Origin of the sequence: Planktothrix prolifica NIVA-CYA 540 (assembly GCF_963864145.1) — a bacterium.
Lineage (GTDB): Bacteria > Cyanobacteriota > Cyanobacteriia > Cyanobacteriales > Microcoleaceae > Planktothrix > Planktothrix agardhii.
The window spans coordinates 943,658-965,167 of sequence record NZ_CAWLTW010000001.1 but is presented as its reverse complement, the minus strand read 5'-3'; the positions used below and the strand labels follow the sequence as shown (position 1 = coordinate 965,167).

Sequence of the window (21,510 nt, the reverse complement as noted above, 5' to 3'; positions counted from 1 at the left end):
ACTTATCATATTTTGGTATTAAGGTTACGGTTTTTAGGATTGTTATATTGATAATAAATTGCCCAAATTGCCATCGCCCTTAAATAGTGACTAGCGCGGAAAGTTCCGGCGGCGGTAATTGCTTCTGGTGTGCGAAATTGTAAGCCATTATCATAGATTTGTTTAACCACAACTTCGGTTAATTCTAAGGCTTCGGCTTTCATACCCATTTGCAAGAAAAAGGCGGCTAAACCAAAATTAATTCCTGTCCAAACTTCTAAGGGGTGAGTATCTTTCGGGTTAACTGCTTCTCCATTGGGTCTGACACCATTGGCGGCTCCAAATTGTCCATTATGAAACTTTTTAAAACAGGAATCATAAACGGTTTTTAAAGCCGAAATTGTACAATCAGCAGGAACAATATCCGGCAATTCTAATAGTTTAGCATAGAATTGACCACATAATTGATCTGTCATTACTACATCGGAACCGCTACCACTATCTAAACGATAATATTGACCATTCCAAAGGGTTTTTTGATAGAGAGGTTTAGCGGTTTCTAACCATGTTTGATACAGGGGAATTACCGTATTAGGATGGGGTGTAACGGTTTCTTTTTCTAACAGTGTTCCCATGGCAATCATCGCTTCTAACGCGGCTAACCATAAGCCTCCACAATAGGCACTAATTCCCTGTAATTTCCAATCATCAAAAGTTTGATCCGGTGCGCCACTATTCTCAGGAATAGAATCTTGATCAAGATCAAAAGTTTTCAGATAATTGATGGTTTCAACCATCGCTGACCAACAATCTTTTAAAAACTCATAATCCGTTGCACCTGTCAATAGAAAATCTCGGTAAACTTGCAGGACAAAATCACAGGGTAAATCCTTCCATAAATTACAATCTTGATAACTGGTATAGTTAGTTTTCTCCCAGGGATGTTCATTCGGTGCGCCTAAATCATGGGGGGTTGCACCCACGGCTTTTCTAATAGCTGAAGCCTGATTATAACCAATTATTCGGGGAGTATTATCTCCTTGAGAAACTGCGCGAGAATAGGCAATTAATATGGATTTTTCTAACTCCGGCCATAACATTAATAGAGAAAATGATCCATATAACCGCACATCTAAACTTTCATACCAGCGATAATCTAAACATTCTAAAACCCCAAATTGACCGATAGGATCACGTTCATCCGCAGCACTCCAAATTGCTCCCCCATCGGTGAGTAAATATAACTCATTAAACAGTGCCATTTTAAACCAATTCGGTAAATCTTGACGCTGTAAAATTGGGTTTTGCCATGCTTGAATATGTTCTCGCCAGGTGTCAGAATGTTTCATTGCAGTGCGAATCATTGACCAAGCATTATGACCATTACGACCAAAAAAGTCAGTATAACGACGATAATAATTAATTCCCGATGCGAATTCAGTAATTGGTAAATCCCAAGCTAAATAAAAGGGAATCTTTCTGGTTTTCCCTGGTCTAATCGTAAATTTAACCGCCAAAGCCACCGCAATTCGTTCGTCTTCTTTAGCAGGATGTTCACTTTCTTGGTCTAAAAGTGTACCATCTTCTGAAAAACATTGCCAAATATCTTCCCCATTTCCTGTTGGGTTCCAACGGGTTTGATAATATACTTCAACCGCCGGATTTGTAATAGTTGCGATCGCAATTTGTCCATCTCCTTCCTGTACATCTTCATTGACAGTTGGGCGGGTCATTAAACAGCCAATACGATGAAAGTCTTCGACTAATCTATTAATACTTCCGGCACTTTTTCCCCAATTCGGTTGATATTCATAAACCGGACTTCCATCATCTCTAACTTTCACTTCTGGACTGGCTAAACTATTAGTAAACCAGCCAATTGTATTTTCCCAAGTTAATAATATACTTAATGTAATTGGTTCATCCGTTGGGTTATGGGCTGTCCATTCAAAAATTGCGATCGGATAACTACTTTCTTGATAGTTTTTTGCCCAAACTGGAGAAAATTGTTCACAAGTTAATTGGGCGGAAAAGACATTTTCATAAACAAACCAACTGCGAGGATATAGGGCATGATAGGTTCCATTTTCTGGTTGATTTGGATACCAATTCCATTCCGATAAACTACCATCTTCCGGGGATTCTGTTGATAAAGCATAGGCCTTTTTCTGACCGTTTATTTCTTCATAAATGCTAAATTGACAAGCCGGAAGTGTCTGAAAAATATGTTCTCCCCCGTCCAAATGCCAAAGGTTAAAATCTCCCCTGGAGGAGCGTCCAATGCAACCCGCACCCAACCCCCCTAAAGGCATTCCGTGCCAAGGGCCATCATCTAAATTACTTGCGTAGCGGACGGTATAGGGTTTTTCCCACCCTAAACCAATGGGGCGACTCCAAGTAGACTCAGGAATATTGTTAATAGGGCTGGAATTGGTCATGCTGTTAATGGATAATGCTGTTTTAATAAAATAAAATTCCCCCTTGGGATGTTTTAAATTTTCCCACAATTGAGTTAAATAAGCAAGGGTAATTTTATTTACTCAGTCTTGTTTTATGATAAAAAATCCATAATTCTGCTAGATAATAAAATATAATAATCCCAATTAAACTTGAACTTAAATCGAGTAAACTAAAGGTACGAGTAGGAAAATGAGTTTGCATGATTTCTTCTGCGACGGTCACAATAGCAAACAAAAACGGCCCTAGGGGAAGGAAAAACCGATAAATTACAATCTTTCGTCCTCCCAAGGCTAAATGGCTTAAAAAAGATGCTATTCCATATAAAATAAAGTGCCCATAGACATCATAATAGGGTATTTTTCCTAATAAATTGTAGGGTAAATTTCCCCCATTGGCTGTAATTACAATTAAAAATAATAACATAAAATAGAGGAGGCAGGCAATTCGCCAAGATTTTTGAAATCGTTTCATTGTCAAATGATTGAATCAGGGATTACCCTAAATCTACCACCGCCACCTTGAAGATTTCGGATGATTAACAGTAGAAAGGCTTGATGACTTAAAAATGTAATTTGTGTTATAAATAAACAAATGTTTTCTATAGATAACTAAGTTATGCCACCTCGCTTCATCAACGATCGCTATGCTCTATCCCCCAACCCGCGATCAGGTGGAATGGCAGATGTCTACCGGGCAAGGGACTACAATCAAGAAGAAAGGCTAGTTGCGGTAAAAGAATTCAATCGTGGGCAAATTGAAGCAGATATTATAGCCGAATCTTTCAGACGTGAAACCCTAGCTCTCCAAGAGTTAAAGCACCCTGGAATTGTGGAACTCCTTGATTTTGGAAAGGATGAAACTACGGGTAACTATTTTCTGGTTCTGGAGTGGATGGACAAGGATTTGCTAACACTTCTCAAAGAATCTCCCCCTGATAGTTGGGATTCATTCTGGAAAGCGGTAGCGCTACCCATGTTGGAGGCTTTGGCATTTTCCCATAGTCGAGGCATAATACACCGGGATATTAAACCTAACAATATTTTAGTGGGAAGTGACGGTAAACTCAAACTTGCTGACTTTGGCATATCTAAGCTTAAAAGCTATTTGCAACCCAGTATTACTCTCAAAGAGTTTAGATCGCGTACATTCACGCCGCCAGAATTCGATGATGGTTCCCATACCTACACCCGTGATGTTTTTAGTTTTGGTGTATTGGTTTTGAAGTGTCTAACCAATGTTGAACTTATAGATCATAATAATATTCCCAGCGCATTAAAAGTGTTTGATGCACCCTCTGAAATCCTTGAAATTATCGAGCGTGCTGTTTCCCTTGACCCCGCAGAGCGTCAGCATAATGCAGAGGTACTGTTAGCTGAAATTCATGCTATTCAAGGGAAGACAAAAATAGGAGCAATTAAGAAACGCCCTTGCTTCCTTGAGCTTATACCAAGGTGCTTAGAACGACTTAGGAATGAATTAAAGATTTCTTCTGAAGTTGAGATCAAGAATCTTATCCTTGAAGATATCAATAATGAATCTGGTTGTGGGATTCGTCCCTATAAATGGAAGGAAGAAGTAGACGATCCATATTCTGAAGATCACTACGAAATTTATGGTATTTCCTATCGTTATCATATCAAGGTAGATCAAAACCGACGAAACCACCTAGTGATTTTCAATGCTTGGTCTACTTCTTACTCGCAACTGGAACAGCGTCGAGAACGTGCTTGGATTCTTCCCTACGAGTTCAAACTGGGAACGCCACTGAATTTATCTGAAGCAAAAGAGGTAATTCAGGATCTACAGGATGCAGTTATAGAGCATGAAGATAACTTAAAAGAACAGGAAGATGAGAAAGAAAAGCAACGAATATTTCAAGTTTGGTGGGATATTCTTAGAGCGAAGGGTGATTGGGAAAAAAATAGAGAGAAACCGATTAAATACAAAGACTTTACTCCTCATGGAAATCGCGTTACCTTTGAATTATCAGAACTTCCAGAAGATGATCTAGCTGGACAACCGCGCCATGTGAAAAACGCCAAAGAATTGAGCATCTTGGGGGGAGATGTTGAGCAAGTTATCGGTGACAAATTGACTCTTTATATTAAATATGGAGAAGCATACAGACTCCCAAAATTTGGAGAATTGCGTTTTGATACTCGTGCTGCTGAAGTTGCCCTAAATCGACAAAAAAATGCCCTAGATGCAATTAGATTTGACAGGGGAGTCCGTTCAGACATTCGCCAATTACTTGTCAATCCCCAAGAAGTTCGTATTCCTGATTTAGAAGTGGATGTGCAGTTTGTTCAATCTCTGAATCAATCACAGGAGGAAGTTGTCAAAGCCGCACTTTCTACAGAAGATTTTCTAATTGTTCAAGGCCCACCGGGGACAGGAAAAACAACATTTATTACAGAAGTTGTTCTGCAAATTATTAATCAAAAACCTGATACTAGAATTCTGCTCAGTTCACAAACTCATGTTGCAATAGATAATGCCTTAGAACGGATTAAAGCTAAAGATCCTAACTTGAAATTGTTGCGAATTGGCAACCATGAAAGGGTATCAGAAAATGTTCATTCCCTCTTACTCGAAGAACAGATGGAACAATGGAGAGAGTCTGCGATCGCTAAAGGACAGGAATTTATTGATAATTGGTCAGCAGAACGAGGTATTTCTGAGCATAACAGTGAAATAGCCACACTATTTCAAGAAATGAGAAATCTTGGAATAAAAATTGAAACTTTCAGGGGAGAAGTTGATGTCTGGAAACATAATTTAGATGAAATTCTAGCAATAAATTACGACACAGAAAATCCAGATTCATTGTTAGACACTAACATTCCCAAGGATAAGCTAGAGGAATGTCAGAGTATTGAAGTGGAAATTAGCATCCCACGTCAGCATTTAAAAGAAGCGCGACAGCAACAGAAAGAAAAAGCCAAGCAGTTAAAAGAATTAACCGAAATTAGCATCAATAAACTTTTGAGATTATCGGTTGAGGAGATAGAGGAGCAGATCAATCAACTCATCGATCCCAATACACCGTCCGCGAAAATGCTCCAACGACTGATAGCGATTCAGACAGAATGGTTTGAGCAGTTTGGTCGAAATAACGAATTCAATATACCTTTAATTAAGCGATCGCAAGTAGTTGCTGGGACTTGTATCGGTATTCCTAAAGAGATTCAAGACATAGAATTTGACCTTTGTATTGTTGATGAAGCTTCAAAAGCTACGGCGACAGAAGTATTAGTCCCAATGGCGCGATCGCATCGCTGGATATTGGTTGGCGACCCTAAACAACTACCACCGTTTAAAGATGAAGTTAGTAGAAGTTCTGACTTTCTGGAGGAATACGAACTGACTCAGGATGATATTCGAGAAACCCTATTTGATCGACTGCTGAGAACACTCCCAGATGGGTGTCGCAAGATGTTAACAATTCAACATCGGATGGTTGCACCAATTGGCAATTTAGTTAGTGAATGCTTTTACGAGGGTCAGCTAAAAAGTGCCAGGACTGATATAGATAAAGACCTTGTTAAAATTCTACCACAACCCGTTACTTGGTTAACAACAAGTAAACTTAAAAATCCTCGTGAACAGTCTTTCAATTCTAGCTTTAATAATACCTGTGAAGTGCAAGTCATTGTTGAGTTTCTCAAACAGCTAAATCAGACAGCAGTAAAAGCTGAAAAAAAATATAGTGTGGCTGTTTTGACCGGGTATGCAGCACAGCTAAAATTACTTAATCGTAGCCTTGATTCAGAAGGAAACAATTGGCAAGCATTAACAGTTGAGTGTAATACAGTAGATGCTTTCCAAGGACGGGAAGCTGATATTGCCGTGTATTCTGTAACTCGTTCTAACCAAGAAGGTAAAGTAGGTTTTTTGCGCGATGCAGAACGATTAAATGTGGCTTTATCCAGAGGTAAAGTGGGTTTAGTAATTGTGGGAGATCATTACTTCTGTCGAACCTCACACGAGAATCCATTACACCGAGTTTTGGATTATATTGAATGTCACCCAGAAAATTGCGCTTTAAAGGAGGCTAACTTATGATTTTAGAAGAATCAATTTCTCTTACTCCAGAAGAACAAGAATTGCGTCGCTACGACAATCGTACAGGCTTCGATTTAGTAAGTTGTAAACCCGTTGGTTTACCTGTTTATAAAATTACTGTTCAAGCTCTAACTCAACTTCATAAACAAATTCCACCGATAGAAGAATATGTCTTAAAATCGATTAATGCTGATTTATCTTCTGAAACGGATATTGCTGGATTTCTTGGCCTTGAACTGCCTATTGTCAGGGATGCAATGATCAATTTAAGGATGAGTGAGGATATAGATCTCATAGCTCCTGATGGCTCTCAGATGCAGGTTTGGAAGTTGACAAAAAAAGGTGAAGGAACACTCCGCGAGGCTAAAATTATTGTTCCAGAAGAGCGAACATTTGATATCAATTTTGATGGGCTTTTACGGCATCCTCGCTGGTACGGAAGATTAGAATCACGTTTACTTAAGAAAAAAGACTTGCGTAATCAAGACATTATAGAAATTGACCCCTTTCCGAAAAAGTCACCAGAAATTTCCGATCTTAAACTCAAAGATGTGGACGAAATTATTCGCCAGATTGACAGAGCCAGCAAAGCCAGAGTTAAGCAAGAGCGAGACCTTTTAGCCTTGAAAGATATTGAGCGCAGGTCGATATTTTTTCAACCAGCTTTGATGCTAATTTATAAGGCGAAAGATAGTGATAATATTCAGGTAGCTTTTGCAATTGATGATGTTATTTCTAATGATCATGAAGCAATTTTTGCTCGTACTAATGGTGTAAAAAAACTTCGCATATTAGAAGATTTAAAGGAAAGCGCGCCACGGAAGTTAGCTGAAGAAGTTTTAGGATATGAATTTGTTGCTCAAGCTCCCTTACAAGAAATTGAAGCTATTAAGGAAGAAGTTTTTGCTGCTCAAGCTCAAATAGAAGAAAAAATACAAACAACTCGAAATACCCTTGAACAAACTGAAAATGATCAGGAAAAACTCATTCTTAATCAACAACTTCAAGAAGCACAACAGCAAATAAAAGAACTTCAAGCTAAACTTGATTCTATTCTAGCTTTAGTTCCGATGCGATGGTTAGAAATGTACGAACACCGTCCCATCCTCGAACAAGCACTTCAAGACAGTCAAAAACGTTTAATGATTATCTCTCCTTGGATTCGAGCAAGTTCTGTGGATAAAAAGTTTCTCCAACAGTTTGAAAATCTTCTCAAACGGGGAGTACAAGTTTTCATTGGTTACGGTTTGGGAGAGAACAATGATAAAAATTACAAATCTGATATTCAAGCTGAGAAGAATATTCAAAAATTAGCGAATCAGTACAAAGATAATTTTATCCTTAAGCGTCTTGGAGATACCCACGCCAAAATTCTCATATCTGATGGAAAATTTGCTGTCACAACAAGTTTTAATTGGCTTTCTTTTAAGGGCGATCGCGATCGCACCTTTCGAGATGAACGGGGGACACTTGTATCTGACCTCCAAAAAATCGACGAACTTTTTGATAGCTATAGATCGCGGTTTAACGATTAATACAAAATCTGCTTGATCTAGGCTGCTTCATAAAAAATAATTACTTCGCTTCCTTCCAATTTTGTCCAGCATGAATATCCACAACTAACGGAACACTTAAGGGAAGCACTTGTTCCATAATAGTCTTAATTTGTGGTTGGATTTCTTGCCATTCTGTTTCGGGAATTTCAAAGACTAATTCATCATGAACTTGTAACACCAATTGAGATTGATATTGGCTTAAAAGTTGATGTACTTGTACCATTGCCATTTTGATAATATCAGCACTAGAACCCTGTATGGGGGCGTTAGCAGCGGCTCTTAATAGTTGGGAATCATTTTGACCCATTTTTTTCTTCAATTGGGTTAAATCAATTTCATTAATATCAACTCCTTTTAAGGTTTGTAGACTATCTCCTTGGAAATCAAAATAGCGTCTTCGTCCTAATATTGTTTCGACATATCCTTGAGAAATTGCTTGTTTTTTTACCCTTTCTAAATAGGCAAAAACCTGAGAATACCGTTGATTAAATCGTTCAATAAATATCTTACCTTCTGCACTACTAACTTTGGCTTCCCGGGCGAACCTTTGCGCCCCCATTCCATAAATTACTCCAAAATTAATCGTTTTTCCTAAGCGTCTTTCTTCTGGAGTTACGGTTGCTTTTTCAAACAATAACTTAGCGGTAACAGTATGGACATCTTGATTATTTTGATATGCTTCTAATAAAATCGGTTCTTGACTTAAATGAGCTAAAATTCTCAATTCAATTTGAGAATAGTCGGCTGAAACTAATAACCAGTTTGGTTCGGTAATAAATGCTTTTCTAATTTTACTCGAAAATTCGGTTTTAATCGGAATATTTTGCAAATTAGGATCAGAAGAAGATAACCGTCCCGTGGCGGTAATAGTTTGGTTAAAACTGGTATGAATGCGTTGGTTAGCATCTACTAATGTGGGTAAAGCATCGACATAAGTTGACTTGAGTTTGGCTAAGGTTCGATGTTCTAATATGATATCAATAATGGGATGATCTCCTTGTAATTTTTCTAAAACATTCACATCCGTTGAATATCCGGTTTTGATTTGTCGGGTTTTTTTTGTACTTAATTCTAAGGTTTCAAATAAGAGTTTACTGAGTTGTTTGGGAGAAGCTAAATTAAATTTTTCTCCCGCCACTTCATAAGCTTGAATTTCAGTAATTTCTAACTGTTTATCTAATTGTTCTGCTAAGGTCTGTAAATAGTCAATATCCAGATGCACACCCCCATATTCCATATCAGCTAAAACAGGTTCTAAGGGCTGTTCAACTTCCGTTAGGAGTTTTATTAATTGGGGTTTATCTATGAATTGTGCTTTAATTTTATCGACTAATTGAAAGGTAACATAAACCTGCATTCCGCAATATTCGGCGACTTGAGCAATATTAATATCTGCAATAGTTTTTCCTTTTGGTACTAATTCATTATAACTCGGTGCTGTTAATTCTGAACCCAAATATTTGCGGGTTAAATCAATTAAATTATGAGTATCTTCAGGATCTAATACATAGTTTGCTAACATCGGATCAAAGACAACGCCCTTTAATTCTATCCCATGAACTCTAAAAATTAATCGATCATATTTAGCATTTTGAAAGGTTTTAGGATAGCGATCGCTTTCTAAAATTGGACGTAAAATATTTAAGGTTTCCACTTTATCTAAATTCGTTCCTTGGGTATGATTTAAAGGAATATAAGCCACCTCTGTTGGCGCTATTCCCCAACAACAACCTATTCCAACTAATTCCGCTTCTCTCGGTTCTAAAGAGGTGGTTTCCGTATCCCAAGCAACGGGATAATTAGTATCAGTATGATTTTGTAAAATAGCAACCAACTGTTTTAAGTCTTCCGGTGTTTGAATTAAACGCAATTTAATCTTAGATGCGGGATTATTTGCTGTTTTTTGTTGTTGATAAATTTCGGTTTCTTCCTTGGTAAAAAAACTGGTATCTTCCTCGGTATTAACTGAAGTTTCTGATGTTTTTGGTTGAATATTTCCTTTAAATTGCTTTTGAATTTGATTAACTTTATCTAAAAAGGTTTGCAATTGTAAATGTTCTAAAATCGGTTGAATTTTAGCTGGATCAAAACCTTGTAATTTTAAATCTTCTAAACCAACTTCTAATGGCACATCTTGAATAATTCGCGCTAATATTTGAGAATGATCAGCATCCGGCTTACCTTCTTCTAATTTCTTGCGAGTGGCTCCTTTAATTTCCTCGATATTGGCATAGATATTTTCTAAAGAACTATATTCTCCTAATAATTTAACCGCCGTAGTTTTCCCAATGCCTTTTACCCCAGGAATATTATCGGATTTATCCCCACATAATGCCTTATAATCAATGACTTGATGGGGATAAATCTGTAATTTCTGATAAACCTGTTCGGCTAAAAACTCCGTAGGGTTGCTTCCTTTACCCGGTTCTAAATGTAAAACAGTAATATTTTTTTCCAGATTAATTAACTGAAATAAATCCTGATCTCCCGATAGAATTTTAACCCGATAATTCTCCTGACTTCCCCTATGAGATAACGTCCCTAAAATATCATCAGCTTCATAACCTGGGGCGGTAATAATGCTAAGATCAAAGGCTTGTAATAATAGTTTTAAATTCTCCACATCCTCAATAAAATCTTGAGGGGTTTCTGTCCGATCTGCTTTATAATTTTCATCAGCCTCATGGCGAAAGGTGGGCTGTTTTAAGTCAAATGCGATCACTAAATAATCGGGTTTATGACTCGCCATCACATCCAATAAGGACTTAAAAAATCCAAAACAAACACTGGTGGGAATACCTGTTGACGTGCGTAAACCCCCTTGGCGACTTTTGCCAAAGGCATAATAGGAGCGAAACGCCAACGAATGACCATCAACTAAAAGCAATAGGGGATATTCCAACACTGTTTTAATACCAACTGCAATACAATTCCTATTTTAAACCCTGTATATGTTAATCTGTGCCAATATTGTAATATTTCAGGGTAAGAATTTCTTCACCTTGACTTTCCTCGGTGAATCCTTGGGAAGATTCGACCTTTACCCTATTGATTAGAATAATACTCTGATTCAGGAGATTTAATTATGCCACTTGATTTGCCTTTGGTTTTAGTATTTGTGATGATTGCAGGGCTTACACCTGCCTTAAAAACGATTTCAAATCCTCCTATTTCTCCGTCAGATTCATCCCAACATTCTCCGTCTGTAATCCTATCTCAAAACTCAGAATTGACTGTCAGTGATGTTAAATTAGTGAGATTTGGAGAGAACCCAGTAATTCGTTATTCGATTGAAGGAAAAGTTAAAAATAATAGTTCAACACCGATGCGATCACTAAAAGTTATTTATCGAGAATATCAACAACAAAATGATCAATTAGTTGAAATAGAAGCCGGGGAAGCAACGGTTAATCCCACGGAACTAAAACCGGGAGAAACCGGGATATTCGGTCGAGTCGTCAAGAATCCATCGGAAGTTATTTTAATTGAAAGTATTGTTGCTATGGGTCAGAAAAAAATAACCATTAACCAATGCTATGCCGATAATTTAGAACGGCGAGAAATGTGTCGTAGACAATTGAATCCTCAAGCGGTTTATCCTTTATAAAAAAATATTTGAATTTCCCTTCTTTAGAGTGGGAAATTGATCTTAATTTACATTTTGATCGGGGAATCATCCCAAAAATGGTAATATCAGCAATTAGCTTGTTCAATAGACACCAATGGATATAGCAGAGTTAGCAGCCCCCTTAGAAACCTTTGGACGGCAAAGCCAATTTCAACAGATCACCCAAGCATTAGCCCGTGATCGAGATTTGTTAATTGCCGGAGTGCCGGGCAGTGGCCGTCGAACCCTGGTCAGAAGGGCGGCGACGGAAGTTGGGGCAAAAATTATTGAAGTGGACTGTATTCGGGCAACCGATGGCCAACGCTTGACGCAACTGTTATGTGAGGGGATATCCCAGGCGGTGAAAAGTCCCCAAGCCATTGAGTGTTTGCAACAGTGGACAAATACAGAGGCGGCTCAATTTTTTTCCTGGCAAGGAAATATGGCAAAAAGCTTGCGGTTAATTGCGAAACCAGAAGAAGTTTGGCAAGCCTATAAATTATTAATTCATTTTCCCCAACAGTTAGCAGAATTTGTTGAGCGGCAAGTGGTATTGATTTTGCAAGGGTTTCCCCATATTCGCTCTTGGGATCGACAGGGAGATTGGGAAAAGTTATTGCGTCAAGAAATTCAACAGCAAAGTTCTGTAAGTTATGTTTTAGTTGCTACTTTAGCTGAAACAAGTAATCAAGAGGAGTTTCACCAAAATTTAGATATTGTGCAGTTAACGCCCTTATCTAATGATGTGGTTGCGGCTTGGGCGCACGGGGTTTTACATCGGGAAAATTTGACTTTTGATCCGCGATCGCAAGCATTACAATACTTTTTAGAAGCGGTGCAAGGACATATCGGAGATGCTTCGGCTTTAGTGCGTCGCTTGTGTAAAGTTAAAAGCACAAATGGTCTAATTGGAAATCGGGAAATTGAAGAAACTTTACAGGAATTATTAGCAGATTTTTCAACGGTATTTGAGTCTTTGTTAGTATTACTTCCATCTTCTCAAGCCCAATTATTAGAGTCTTTAGCCCTAGATCCTACAGATAAACCCCAAAGTCGAGAATATATTACTAAACATCATTTATCCCGAGGCGGCAGTTTACAAGGGGCAATTATTGGTTTACAGCATAAAGGCTTAATTTATGGTTCAGAATTAGGCTATAAATTAGCTTTACCGTTATTTGGTTTATGGATTAAACAAAGGTTAAGTTAAATTAAAATTCAGGATAAAATTTAATGGATAGTGACATTTTCATGAAAAAAACAAGTTTATTTTTATTATTGTTTTTATTAACAGGTTGTGAAATCCTATCGGAACATTGGCGACAACTTTCGACGACGATGAATATTGTTAACTCTAGTTCATCCAATAAAATTGAACAATGTGGGGAACAACCTTCAGGAAATATTGCTCCACCTAATATTAAATTAATCAATTTAACCGCTATTAATACCAAGGAATCTGGCCAAATTCGCCAAGGAAGTTATTTAGCTTATCAATTTTCTGCTAAAGCGGGTCAACAGTTAAATTATCGGACGGAAGATAACTTATGTATTTGGGTTTATGCACCCGATAGACAACTAATTAAAACCAAATATTTACCCCAAACAGGTCAATATACAATTGTTTTAACAGCTTTAAAAGGAGCTACAACTTTTGATCTAAAAATGAGTTTAGGATCTCATGGTGCGACAGGAACACAACCCTTACAACCCTTACCTCCTTTTGCTAATTCTCCCACCACTTCCCCAACTCCTACCCCAACTTCGACCCCAACTCCTTCTATTTCTCCTCAAGCTAATAACGCCACCGAAAGGGTTAAATTTGACCCAGGAGCAACGGGAACAACGGTTACAGGTATGATTAAACCCACAGAAAAACGACAATATAAATTAGAATGTGCCGCCGGACAAAAGATGTCCGTTGATGTAAAGGAAGGAACAGTTGATATTAATATTTTAGATCCTAATGGTAAAAATATTGGTACTATTAAAAATAGCAAAACTTGGCAAGGAGAATTACCCATTAGTGGAGATTATTCTATAGAAGTTTCTGGCTCAAAAGAAGCCAACTTTAAACTTAATATTGATGTTCCTGCATTGTAACTCTATTCCTGGGATTATGATGTTAGAATGTGATATTATATAGCAATCCTAAATAGGTTGTAACATTTCAATACTGATATGAAACGGCCAGAAGTATTACCCCAGATCCCTCCCCCCTAGCCCCCCGTGCACGGGGGTTTGGGGGCTGTTCCGGTGTTCCCTTTTGATCAGGGATTTTAAACACAACTCAAATAGGATTGCTGATGCCTTGAGTTTCTATTTAGATAATCAAGAGGAAATTAATCATTATATTGAACAAAATCGCATTCCTGAAGAATTATTAAAACCCCAGCGAGCGAGGACGCTCGCACTACAAAGATTTAAGGATTTAAAAATATAGCAATAAGTAGAGATGGTGTTTAAAACTTCTTTGTGTCTTTGTGGTTAAATTATAACTATATTAATTCAACCCAAATAAATGAAAAACTTTATTGATTTATTCTCCGGCGCAGGCGGAATGTCCTGTGGGTTAGAAATGGCAGGATTTAACTGTTTATTAGGAATAGATTTTGATCGATATTCCTTAGAAACCTTTCAAGCTAATCATCCCCATTCTCAAACAATTTTAGGAGATTTACGCGAAATTACAACCGAATCCATTCAAGATATTATTGGAAATCAAACAATAGATTTAATTTGTGGTGGCCCTCCTTGTCAGGGATTTTCAACTATTGGGACAAATAATCAAAAAGATCATCGAAATTTTCTATTTTTTGAGTTTTTGCGAATGGTAGAAACCTTTAAACCTAACTTTATTATTCTGGAAAACGTTACCGGGTTATTGGCAAAAAAGAATGAAAGTACATTAACATTAATTATTAATAGTTTTAACCAATTGGGTTATACGGTTGATGTTAAGGTATTATCCGCCCATCATTATGGTGTTCCCCAAGCCAGACGACGCACTATTTTATTAGGAAATCGCTTTGGAGTTGGTAATATTTATCCAGAAAAACGATTTAAAGACTCGGAAAAAGATCCTGATCTTTTACCCTTACCCCGCACGGTGGAATGGGCGTTTAACAACTTATTAGAGTTTGAAGGTAAAACCTTTAACCATGATTTGAAAACGGCTGAAATTAAAAATGAATTAGAAATAAAAAGAATTCATCATATCCCTGAAGGGAAAGGAATTCGTTATGAACGAGATCAGTTAGCCTATCTTCCGCCTGCGTTATGGTATGATATAGATTGGAAAAATATTAGAGAAGAACGATTTCGAGAAACAAAATTAAAGCGTTTAGATAGTAATTACCATTCAGGGACAATTAACACAAATAAAACCACTTATTATCATCCCACAGAAGATCGTTATTTGACGCCCAGAGAAGCCGCCTCTATCCAATCTTTTCCCCCCCATTATATTTTTTATGGAACATCATCCCAACAATGGCGACAAATTGGTAATGCAGTCCCCCCGTTATTAGCTGCATCAGTAGGAGAGGCTATTTTAAAGTTAGATAAACTCAAAGATAACTTAGAAAAAACCAATTCTATACCAGATTTTCAAGCTGTACGTTCCCAGGCTTTTAATTATCGGTTTAAGGAAAAAATAACCGAACAATTGCACTAAATCCAGGTAATAACGGTGATGTGATTTCATCCATTTCTAATAGGGTGGCGACCTTAACTAATTGTGCTTGTTCCCGGCGATAAATTTCAACTTGTTTGGTAAAATAATTAACAATCCAATATTCCTGAACTCCGGTAATAGAATAGAGTTTTAATTTAGCTTGTTTGTCTCGACGTTCGTTTTGTTTTCCAGGGGATAAAACCTCAATTACTAATTCCGGCGCTCCGGTTAAATGTCCCGCTTCATCTTCAATTTGTTCGAGTCTTTCATGACTCACCCAAACCACATCAGGAATAACACTATCAGTATCAGAAAAGATTAAACCCGGAGCAAAAATTGTGACTCCTAACTTACTTGACTCTGACCAAGTATCCAGTTGAGTAGAAATCTTAACACAAGCCTGTTGATGGCGACGATGGGGAGAGCGAGTCATAAATAGTTCTCCATTGAGAATTTCATAACGTATCCATTCATTTTCCGGTAGTCCCTCGACATCCTGAATTGTCCAGATTACTTGTTCTAGGGTTTGATTCATCATGACCCCCGTTTTGGGTTTAATCCTTTTAATTATAGCAAAAAATGGGATATTTTCAATACATCATAAATTCGGGACTTCCTAAAATTAATGCGCCTCTTAAATTCGGGGAATTTTTTTCTAAAACGGAGCGAGTTTGAGGGGAGAAATTATTTTCTAATGTCGAGGCTAAAAAATTAGCATCAATGGGTTTTCCATCGTGAAGTAATCCGTTAGATAAGGGAACAGATAAACTACTGCGACGAACCATGGCGTCGGGATTTAACCAAGCGGATTGAATATTTTTGTACCCATCGGGAGACGGACAACCATAGAGAGGCATTCCTAATTGATTCAGGATACCATCTAGGGGTTCAAAATTGGTGACAGTACCGATAATTCGCATAACTGAAACTAGATATCTATAGGGTGTTTTAAATTTAGTTTGATAAGTATTAGTTTGCCAAAATTCGTTACTTTGAAATAGGGTTTGGAGAACAGTTGCAATATTTCCATCGCTATCTAAGAAGGTTTTAGCTAGTTTTTTGACGAGGGAATCGGGAGGAGTATCACTAACAAAATTTTGAGCTAATTGATAACTAATATGTTGGGCTGTGGAAGGATGTCTTGCTAGAATATTAAGAGCTTCTTCTCCTTCATTTATCCCACTGCTTTTAATTGAATTTCCTAAAAATACTTTATCACTAAAATCATGGCGGGTTTCGTCAAAATAAAATCCCGATTTAGTTGAGGTTTTTACAATCGGTTTGAATAGTCCCCATCCGGTTAGAATTTTGGCTAATTCAATAATATCTTTTTGGCTATAACCCCCATTAACTCCTAAAGTATGTAATTCTAATAATTCTCGCGCATAATTTTCATTTAACCCTTTAAATGAGCCCTTTGCCCCCGGACTTCCTGGTGCAGTATTTTGCCAATTATCTAAATAGACTAACATGGCGGGATGTTTAGCAGTTGCCCCTAATAATTGTCTAAAGTTTCCTAAAGCATGGGGTCGGATAGCGTGTTGTTCATAGGAACTAAAAAACTGTCGAGTTAAAACTCCTTTACCAAAAAATACATTAAAATGGTTATACCAAAAATCCACCATTATTTCTTCTAATTGACGAGGACTGGCAAAGGCTCTTAATAAACGTCCTCGTTTGGCTTGCTGGATAATTTTTTGATAAAAACTTTGCTTAATTTTCATCATTGATTTACTATCTAAACCGAGGGTTTTGGCTTGTTCTATGGTTTGTTTTTCTGCTAGAATAACTTCACCTGGTTGCCAAACTAATGTATTTAAAGGATTAAGTTTTTCAGTTAAATCGGCGGGATAGGAAATCGTTTGCGGTTGCAGTTGAGTCTTAATATAAGCATCAATTCCCATCTGTTGCACCTGTTGAGTTTGTCCTGGGGTGACACCAAAACTTAAACGATTAATTAGATGAAAAATTTTAGGTTCAGTCATAAATCAGGGAACAGGGAACAGGGAACAGGGAACAGGGAACAGGGAATAGCCCCCCAAACCCCACGTGCACGGGGGGCTAGGGGGGGAGGGAACAGGGAACAGGGAACAGGAGTAATACTTCTCGTTATTTGATATCAGTCGTAATTCGTAATTCATAATTCGTAATTCATAATTCCCCCTCAATTACAAATTCTAACAATTGCCCCTGAGAACTGCCAAATTTTAACTGCATTCCCGATATTAACGGAATTTCTTGATGGTGGATGCGTTGCCATTCTTGAGTATGAAAAACCAGAGTTCCATAGCGAGAAAAATCCCTTAAAAAATAATTAGGTTGGGTTTTGCCATCGGAACTATGACGACAAAAAATTTCGGCGTGTTTAGAAGAAACCCACTGTTCAGAAATAATCACATCATTCCCATCCCCGCGACCTACCCGCATTAATCCGGTATCAATCGGCAAAACCTGGGCTGGGGTATTACTCCCGGGGTTATAGAGTCGTAACCACGCCCGAGGAACATCCCCAAACCCCGTCACCGTACTACTAGGCATTTCCGTCCTAATCCGTTCTAAGGGCTGGACTAACACCCCGTCAAATTCCGGGTGCATATATAATATCGGTAACGTCCAAGCGGGTTGATTAAACTTATATAAAGCTAATAACTGCTGACGGGCGATGGCCACGGCCTGATCCACGGGAAGACGTTCCCCTAAAGCTCTAGCAAAGGCCTGAATAAAGGTTAACGCCTCGCCGTCGGTAATGGAGTCCCGCATACCCAACACCGCCGGAACCCCATGATGGATTAATACCTTAGCTAAACTACTGCTAGGAATCGCTTGAAATAGGGAATTAGAGGGAGTTGACACCGTTTCTACCGCCGGGTGAGCACTCCAACAGGCGTTAAACACCGCTAGAATAATCCCACATCGGACTAAGACCTGGGCCAATTCTGTCCCATTAATGGTGGTATCCCGACACAGAAATAATAACCCACCATCGGGGGCCGGAACTCCATGTCCAGCATAAAATAAAACGTTATAACGGTCGGTTTCTAATTCCGCAATCAGTTCTTCAACAGTGGGTTCAATCAGGGTTTTAACGCCACAGTAAACCCCGCTCTCGACTCGATTTCCCTGGGTATCCATGCCACATTGTTCAAAGGCTTTACCCAGGGCGATCGCTTCTTTTTCTAAAGCCAATTTCGAGAATTCGGAATTAGGGGAAACCCCAGGGGTTTGACTTTCCCCCAAAACCAACAAAATATTCAACCCTTGGGCCACCAAACGCTGGGGGAGAGGGTTAACATCAAAGGTGGTACGACTAAACCACAGATTTTGACTCAGGGAAATCGCTGGTTGACCGCCTTGGGGTTGCATCGTTTCCCAAGGAATAGGGATTAAATCAGGATCTCTCAGGTCTAAGCGAATGCGGAGGGGTTGATCCTGGCCAATGGCAATCCCTTGACTACGGTGTAAACTAGCTTGAATTGACCCCTGAAATAACCATTGCCAGAGATTAATCCCAAATTGCTGCATTAAACGGGTAGTATAACTAAGTTGTCGTCCCGAATTGGCAGCAGCAGTTAAGGACAAATTGCCAGGAGGGGGAGAACACAAACCATTAGGAATACTATGGGGCGAAAATAGTTCTAACCACGCTTGCCAAGTTTGGGAAAGGGGTTCGGGCCAGCTACTATCATGGTGAACATATCCATTCCAATCGGGAGATTGTACCACCCAAGTTGCAAAATGATGGGCAACGGAGGTATTCATCCGAGCGATCGCAATACTTAAGCAAGGAGTTTCTGAGGGGGACATTCAACTGAACACACAGTTTTATTGGGATTTTCTGCTAGTTTATCGCGTTTTTAGCACCAGCGATCAGTTCTTGATCACAATTAATGATAATCTGGGTTAAACATTGCCTAGAAAACAACATTTGAATACAGCAACTAATAATCGAGAAAACTTGCAAGGAGTTAAAAGCGTGCATCTTGATATTTTATCTGGTCAAAGCTACCCCTTGGGAGCCACAGTTTATGCTAATGGGGTGAATTTTTGTATTTTTTCTAAAAATTGTACCGCTATAGAATTACTTTTATTTGATACCCCCGATGCCCACGAACCGACCCGGGTGATTCCTTTTGATCCTAAACATAATAAAACCTTTTATTATTGGCATATTTTTGTGCCTGGAATTCAAACTGGACAAATTTATGGCTATCGAGTTTATGGCTTATATGAACCGGAATTAGGCTATCGTTTTGACCCTCAAAAAGTATTATTAGATCCCTATGCAAAAGCCATTGTTAATACTGAAAATTATAGTCGGGCTGCCGCTTCTATTCCAGGGGATAATTGTAGCCAAGCCTTAAAAGGAGTGGTGATTGATAAGCGAGGTTATGACTGGGAAGGAGATAAACCTTTAGAATTACCCTACGCCCAAACAATTATTTATGAACTGCACGTTGGCGGTTTTACGCGCAATCCTAATTCGGGAGTTGCTGCTGAAAAACGGGGAACCTACGCGGGATTAATTGAGAAAATTCCCTATTTGAAAGATTTAGGAATTACGGCTGTTGAATTACTCCCGATTCATCAATTTGATGAACAGGATGCAGTTCCCCCTCGCAGTAATTATTGGGGATATAGTACCATCTCATTTTTTGCTCCCCATCGCGAATATAGTTCTAATCGAGATGATTCTGGCCCGATTAATGAGTTTCGAGATATGGTCAAGGCTTTTCATAAAGCTGGAATTGAAGTTATTTTAGATGTGGTTTATAACCATACCGCCGAAGGGAATGAAGAAGGCCCGACCTTCTGCTTTCGCGGATTAGATAACAGTATGTATTATATTTTAGAAAAAGATAATCCGGCGTATTATAGTAATTATACTGGCTGCGGAAATACCATTAAAGCCAATCATGAAATCTCAGGACAGTTAATTATTGATAGTCTGAGATATTGGGTTTCAGAAATGCACGTCGATGGATTTCGCTTTGATTTGGCTTCAATTTTATCCAGGGATAAAGAAGGAAATCCGATTGAAGATGCCCCGATTTTATGGATTATTAAATCTGACCCCGTATTAGCCGGGGCAAAATTAATTGTTGAAGCTTGGGATGCTGGCGGATTATATCAAGTGGGTTCTTTAGCGGGCGATCGTTTTGCGGAATGGAATGGACAATTTAGGGATGATGTCCGTCGTTTTGTCAAGGGAGATGAAGGACAAATTGAAAAATTAGCCTATCGAATTATGGGGAGTCCTGATATTTATCCCCATCCCGATCGAGAAGTGCATTGTAGTATTAATTTTGTTACCTGTCATGATGGTTTTACCCTGCATGATTTAGTTTGTTATAATGAAAAAAATAATGAGGCTAATGGAGAGGAAAACCGAGACGGTTCTGAATATAATTTTAGTTGGAATTGTGGCATTGAAGGGCCGACGGATGACCTCTATATTCAAGCCTTACGCCTGCAACAAATTAAAAATCTGTGGGTGATTTTATTATTGTCTCAAGGGACTCCGATGATGTTAATGGGGGATGAGGTTTGTCGAACACAATTTGGAAATAATAACGCCTACTGTCAGGATAATCCGTTAGGGTGGTTTGACTGGAGTGATGTCGGGAAACATCCTGATATCTTGCGGTTTGTGAAAAGTTTAATCCGCTTTAAAAAAGAACTCCATCTCTTTCAATTAGATGATATTTTAGAAATGAATATAGAGGGTGATTTGCCCTATGTGATTTGGCATGGAGTCAAAATAGGAAAACCTGACTTACATGACAGTTCTCGCACTGTTGCTTTTAGTTTATATCATCCCCAAAAAGGAGAACATCTCCACATTATGTTAAATTCCTATTGGGAACCCTTAAACTTTCAATTACCTCCCCTCTCTAAAGGAGAACGTTGGCATCGTTTAGTAGATACGGCTTTAGCGGTTCCTAATGATATTAGTCGCTTGAATGTTGCCCGACCAATTATAGGAAAATATTATCATCTCAGCCCCCGTTCTGCTGTGGTTTTAGTTGCTATGGTAGGGAATATGGAACAGGGGATGTAACCTGAGATCTAGGAGTAATTCATGAATTACTTAATTTTTTAGTAGCTTTATTAGAATTCTATCACGATCATTAGAGAATTGCCCAAAATTTTCCCACTTGTTGAACAGA

13 protein-coding genes are annotated in these 21,510 nt (G+C 38.4%); 7 read left to right on the top strand and 6 right to left on the bottom strand.

Translation table 11 applies throughout. The features are described 5' to 3' along the window. Nucleotides 1-5: 5 nt before the first annotated feature. Both AC559H_RS04435 and AC559H_RS04430 read right to left on the bottom strand, forming a co-directional pair. Nucleotides 6-2,417, bottom strand: coding sequence for a GH116 family glycosyl hydrolase (locus AC559H_RS04435; protein WP_026793847.1), 2,412 nt, complete (start codon nt 2,415-2,417; stop codon nt 6-8). 94 nt (nt 2,418-2,511) lie between these two features. After that, nucleotides 2,512-2,910 (bottom strand): VanZ family protein, encoded by a 399-nt coding sequence (locus AC559H_RS04430; RefSeq protein ID WP_026793846.1) that lies wholly within the window; start codon nt 2,908-2,910, stop codon nt 2,512-2,514. Nucleotides 2,911-3,054: 144 nt separating this feature from the next. Here AC559H_RS04430 and AC559H_RS04425 point away from each other — a divergent pair, with 144 nt between their 5' ends. Beyond that, on the top strand, nt 3,055-6,504 hold the full coding sequence (locus AC559H_RS04425) for a serine/threonine-protein kinase (protein WP_026793845.1): 3,450 nt from the start codon (nt 3,055-3,057) through the stop codon (nt 6,502-6,504). Next, complete coding sequence (locus tag AC559H_RS04420; protein WP_026793844.1) at nt 6,501-8,039, top strand: phospholipase D-like domain-containing protein; 1,539 nt, start codon at nt 6,501-6,503, stop codon at nt 8,037-8,039. The genes AC559H_RS04425 and AC559H_RS04420 overlap by 4 nt, the downstream gene beginning before the upstream one ends. A gap of 40 nt (nt 8,040-8,079) precedes the next feature. Here AC559H_RS04420 and polA read toward each other — a convergent pair whose 3' ends face one another. Then, nucleotides 8,080-10,965 (bottom strand): DNA polymerase I, encoded by a 2,886-nt coding sequence (gene polA, locus AC559H_RS04415; RefSeq protein ID WP_173400991.1) that lies wholly within the window; start codon nt 10,963-10,965, stop codon nt 8,080-8,082. A gap of 180 nt (nt 10,966-11,145) precedes the next feature. Between polA and AC559H_RS04410 the strand changes: the two genes are divergently transcribed. The 4 genes from AC559H_RS04410 to AC559H_RS04395 all read left to right on the top strand — a co-directional run bounded on the left by AC559H_RS04410 (nt 11,146) and on the right by AC559H_RS04395 (nt 15,343). Further along, the gene (locus AC559H_RS04410; RefSeq protein ID WP_036831746.1) at nt 11,146-11,667 is read left to right on the top strand and encodes an FxLYD domain-containing protein; all 522 of its coding nucleotides are present in this window, start codon (nt 11,146-11,148) and stop codon (nt 11,665-11,667) included. 115 nt (nt 11,668-11,782) lie between these two features. Continuing rightward, a complete protein-coding gene (locus tag AC559H_RS04405; protein WP_026793842.1) occupies nt 11,783-12,877 on the top strand; it encodes an ATP-binding protein in 1,095 nt (364 codons plus the stop codon). 23 nt (nt 12,878-12,900) lie between these two features. Beyond that, nucleotides 12,901-13,770, top strand: coding sequence for a hypothetical protein (locus AC559H_RS04400; RefSeq protein WP_051319518.1), 870 nt, complete (start codon nt 12,901-12,903; stop codon nt 13,768-13,770). Between the two features lie 418 nt (nt 13,771-14,188). Continuing rightward, complete coding sequence (locus AC559H_RS04395; protein ID WP_026793841.1) at nt 14,189-15,343, top strand: DNA cytosine methyltransferase; 1,155 nt, start codon at nt 14,189-14,191, stop codon at nt 15,341-15,343. Here AC559H_RS04395 and AC559H_RS04390 read toward each other — a convergent pair. The 3 genes from AC559H_RS04390 to AC559H_RS04380 all read right to left on the bottom strand — a co-directional run bounded on the left by AC559H_RS04390 (nt 15,312) and on the right by AC559H_RS04380 (nt 19,147). Next, complete coding sequence (locus AC559H_RS04390) at nt 15,312-15,878, bottom strand: Uma2 family endonuclease (protein ID WP_026786926.1); 567 nt, start codon at nt 15,876-15,878, stop codon at nt 15,312-15,314. The genes AC559H_RS04395 and AC559H_RS04390 overlap by 32 nt on opposite strands. A 55-nt stretch (nt 15,879-15,933) precedes the next feature. Continuing rightward, the gene (locus AC559H_RS04385) at nt 15,934-17,328 is read right to left on the bottom strand and encodes a DUF1800 domain-containing protein (protein ID WP_026793840.1); all 1,395 of its coding nucleotides are present in this window, start codon (nt 17,326-17,328) and stop codon (nt 15,934-15,936) included. 166 nt (nt 17,329-17,494) lie between these two features. After that, nucleotides 17,495-19,147, bottom strand: a complete 1,653-nt coding sequence (locus tag AC559H_RS04380) for a CHAT domain-containing protein (protein WP_026793839.1) — start codon at nt 19,145-19,147, stop codon at nt 17,495-17,497. Nucleotides 19,148-19,316: 169 nt separating this feature from the next. Between AC559H_RS04380 and glgX the strand changes: the two genes are divergently transcribed. Continuing rightward, a complete protein-coding gene (glgX, locus tag AC559H_RS04375; protein WP_026786929.1) occupies nt 19,317-21,401 on the top strand; it encodes a glycogen debranching protein GlgX in 2,085 nt (694 codons plus the stop codon). Nucleotides 21,402-21,510: the final 109 nt, after the last annotated feature.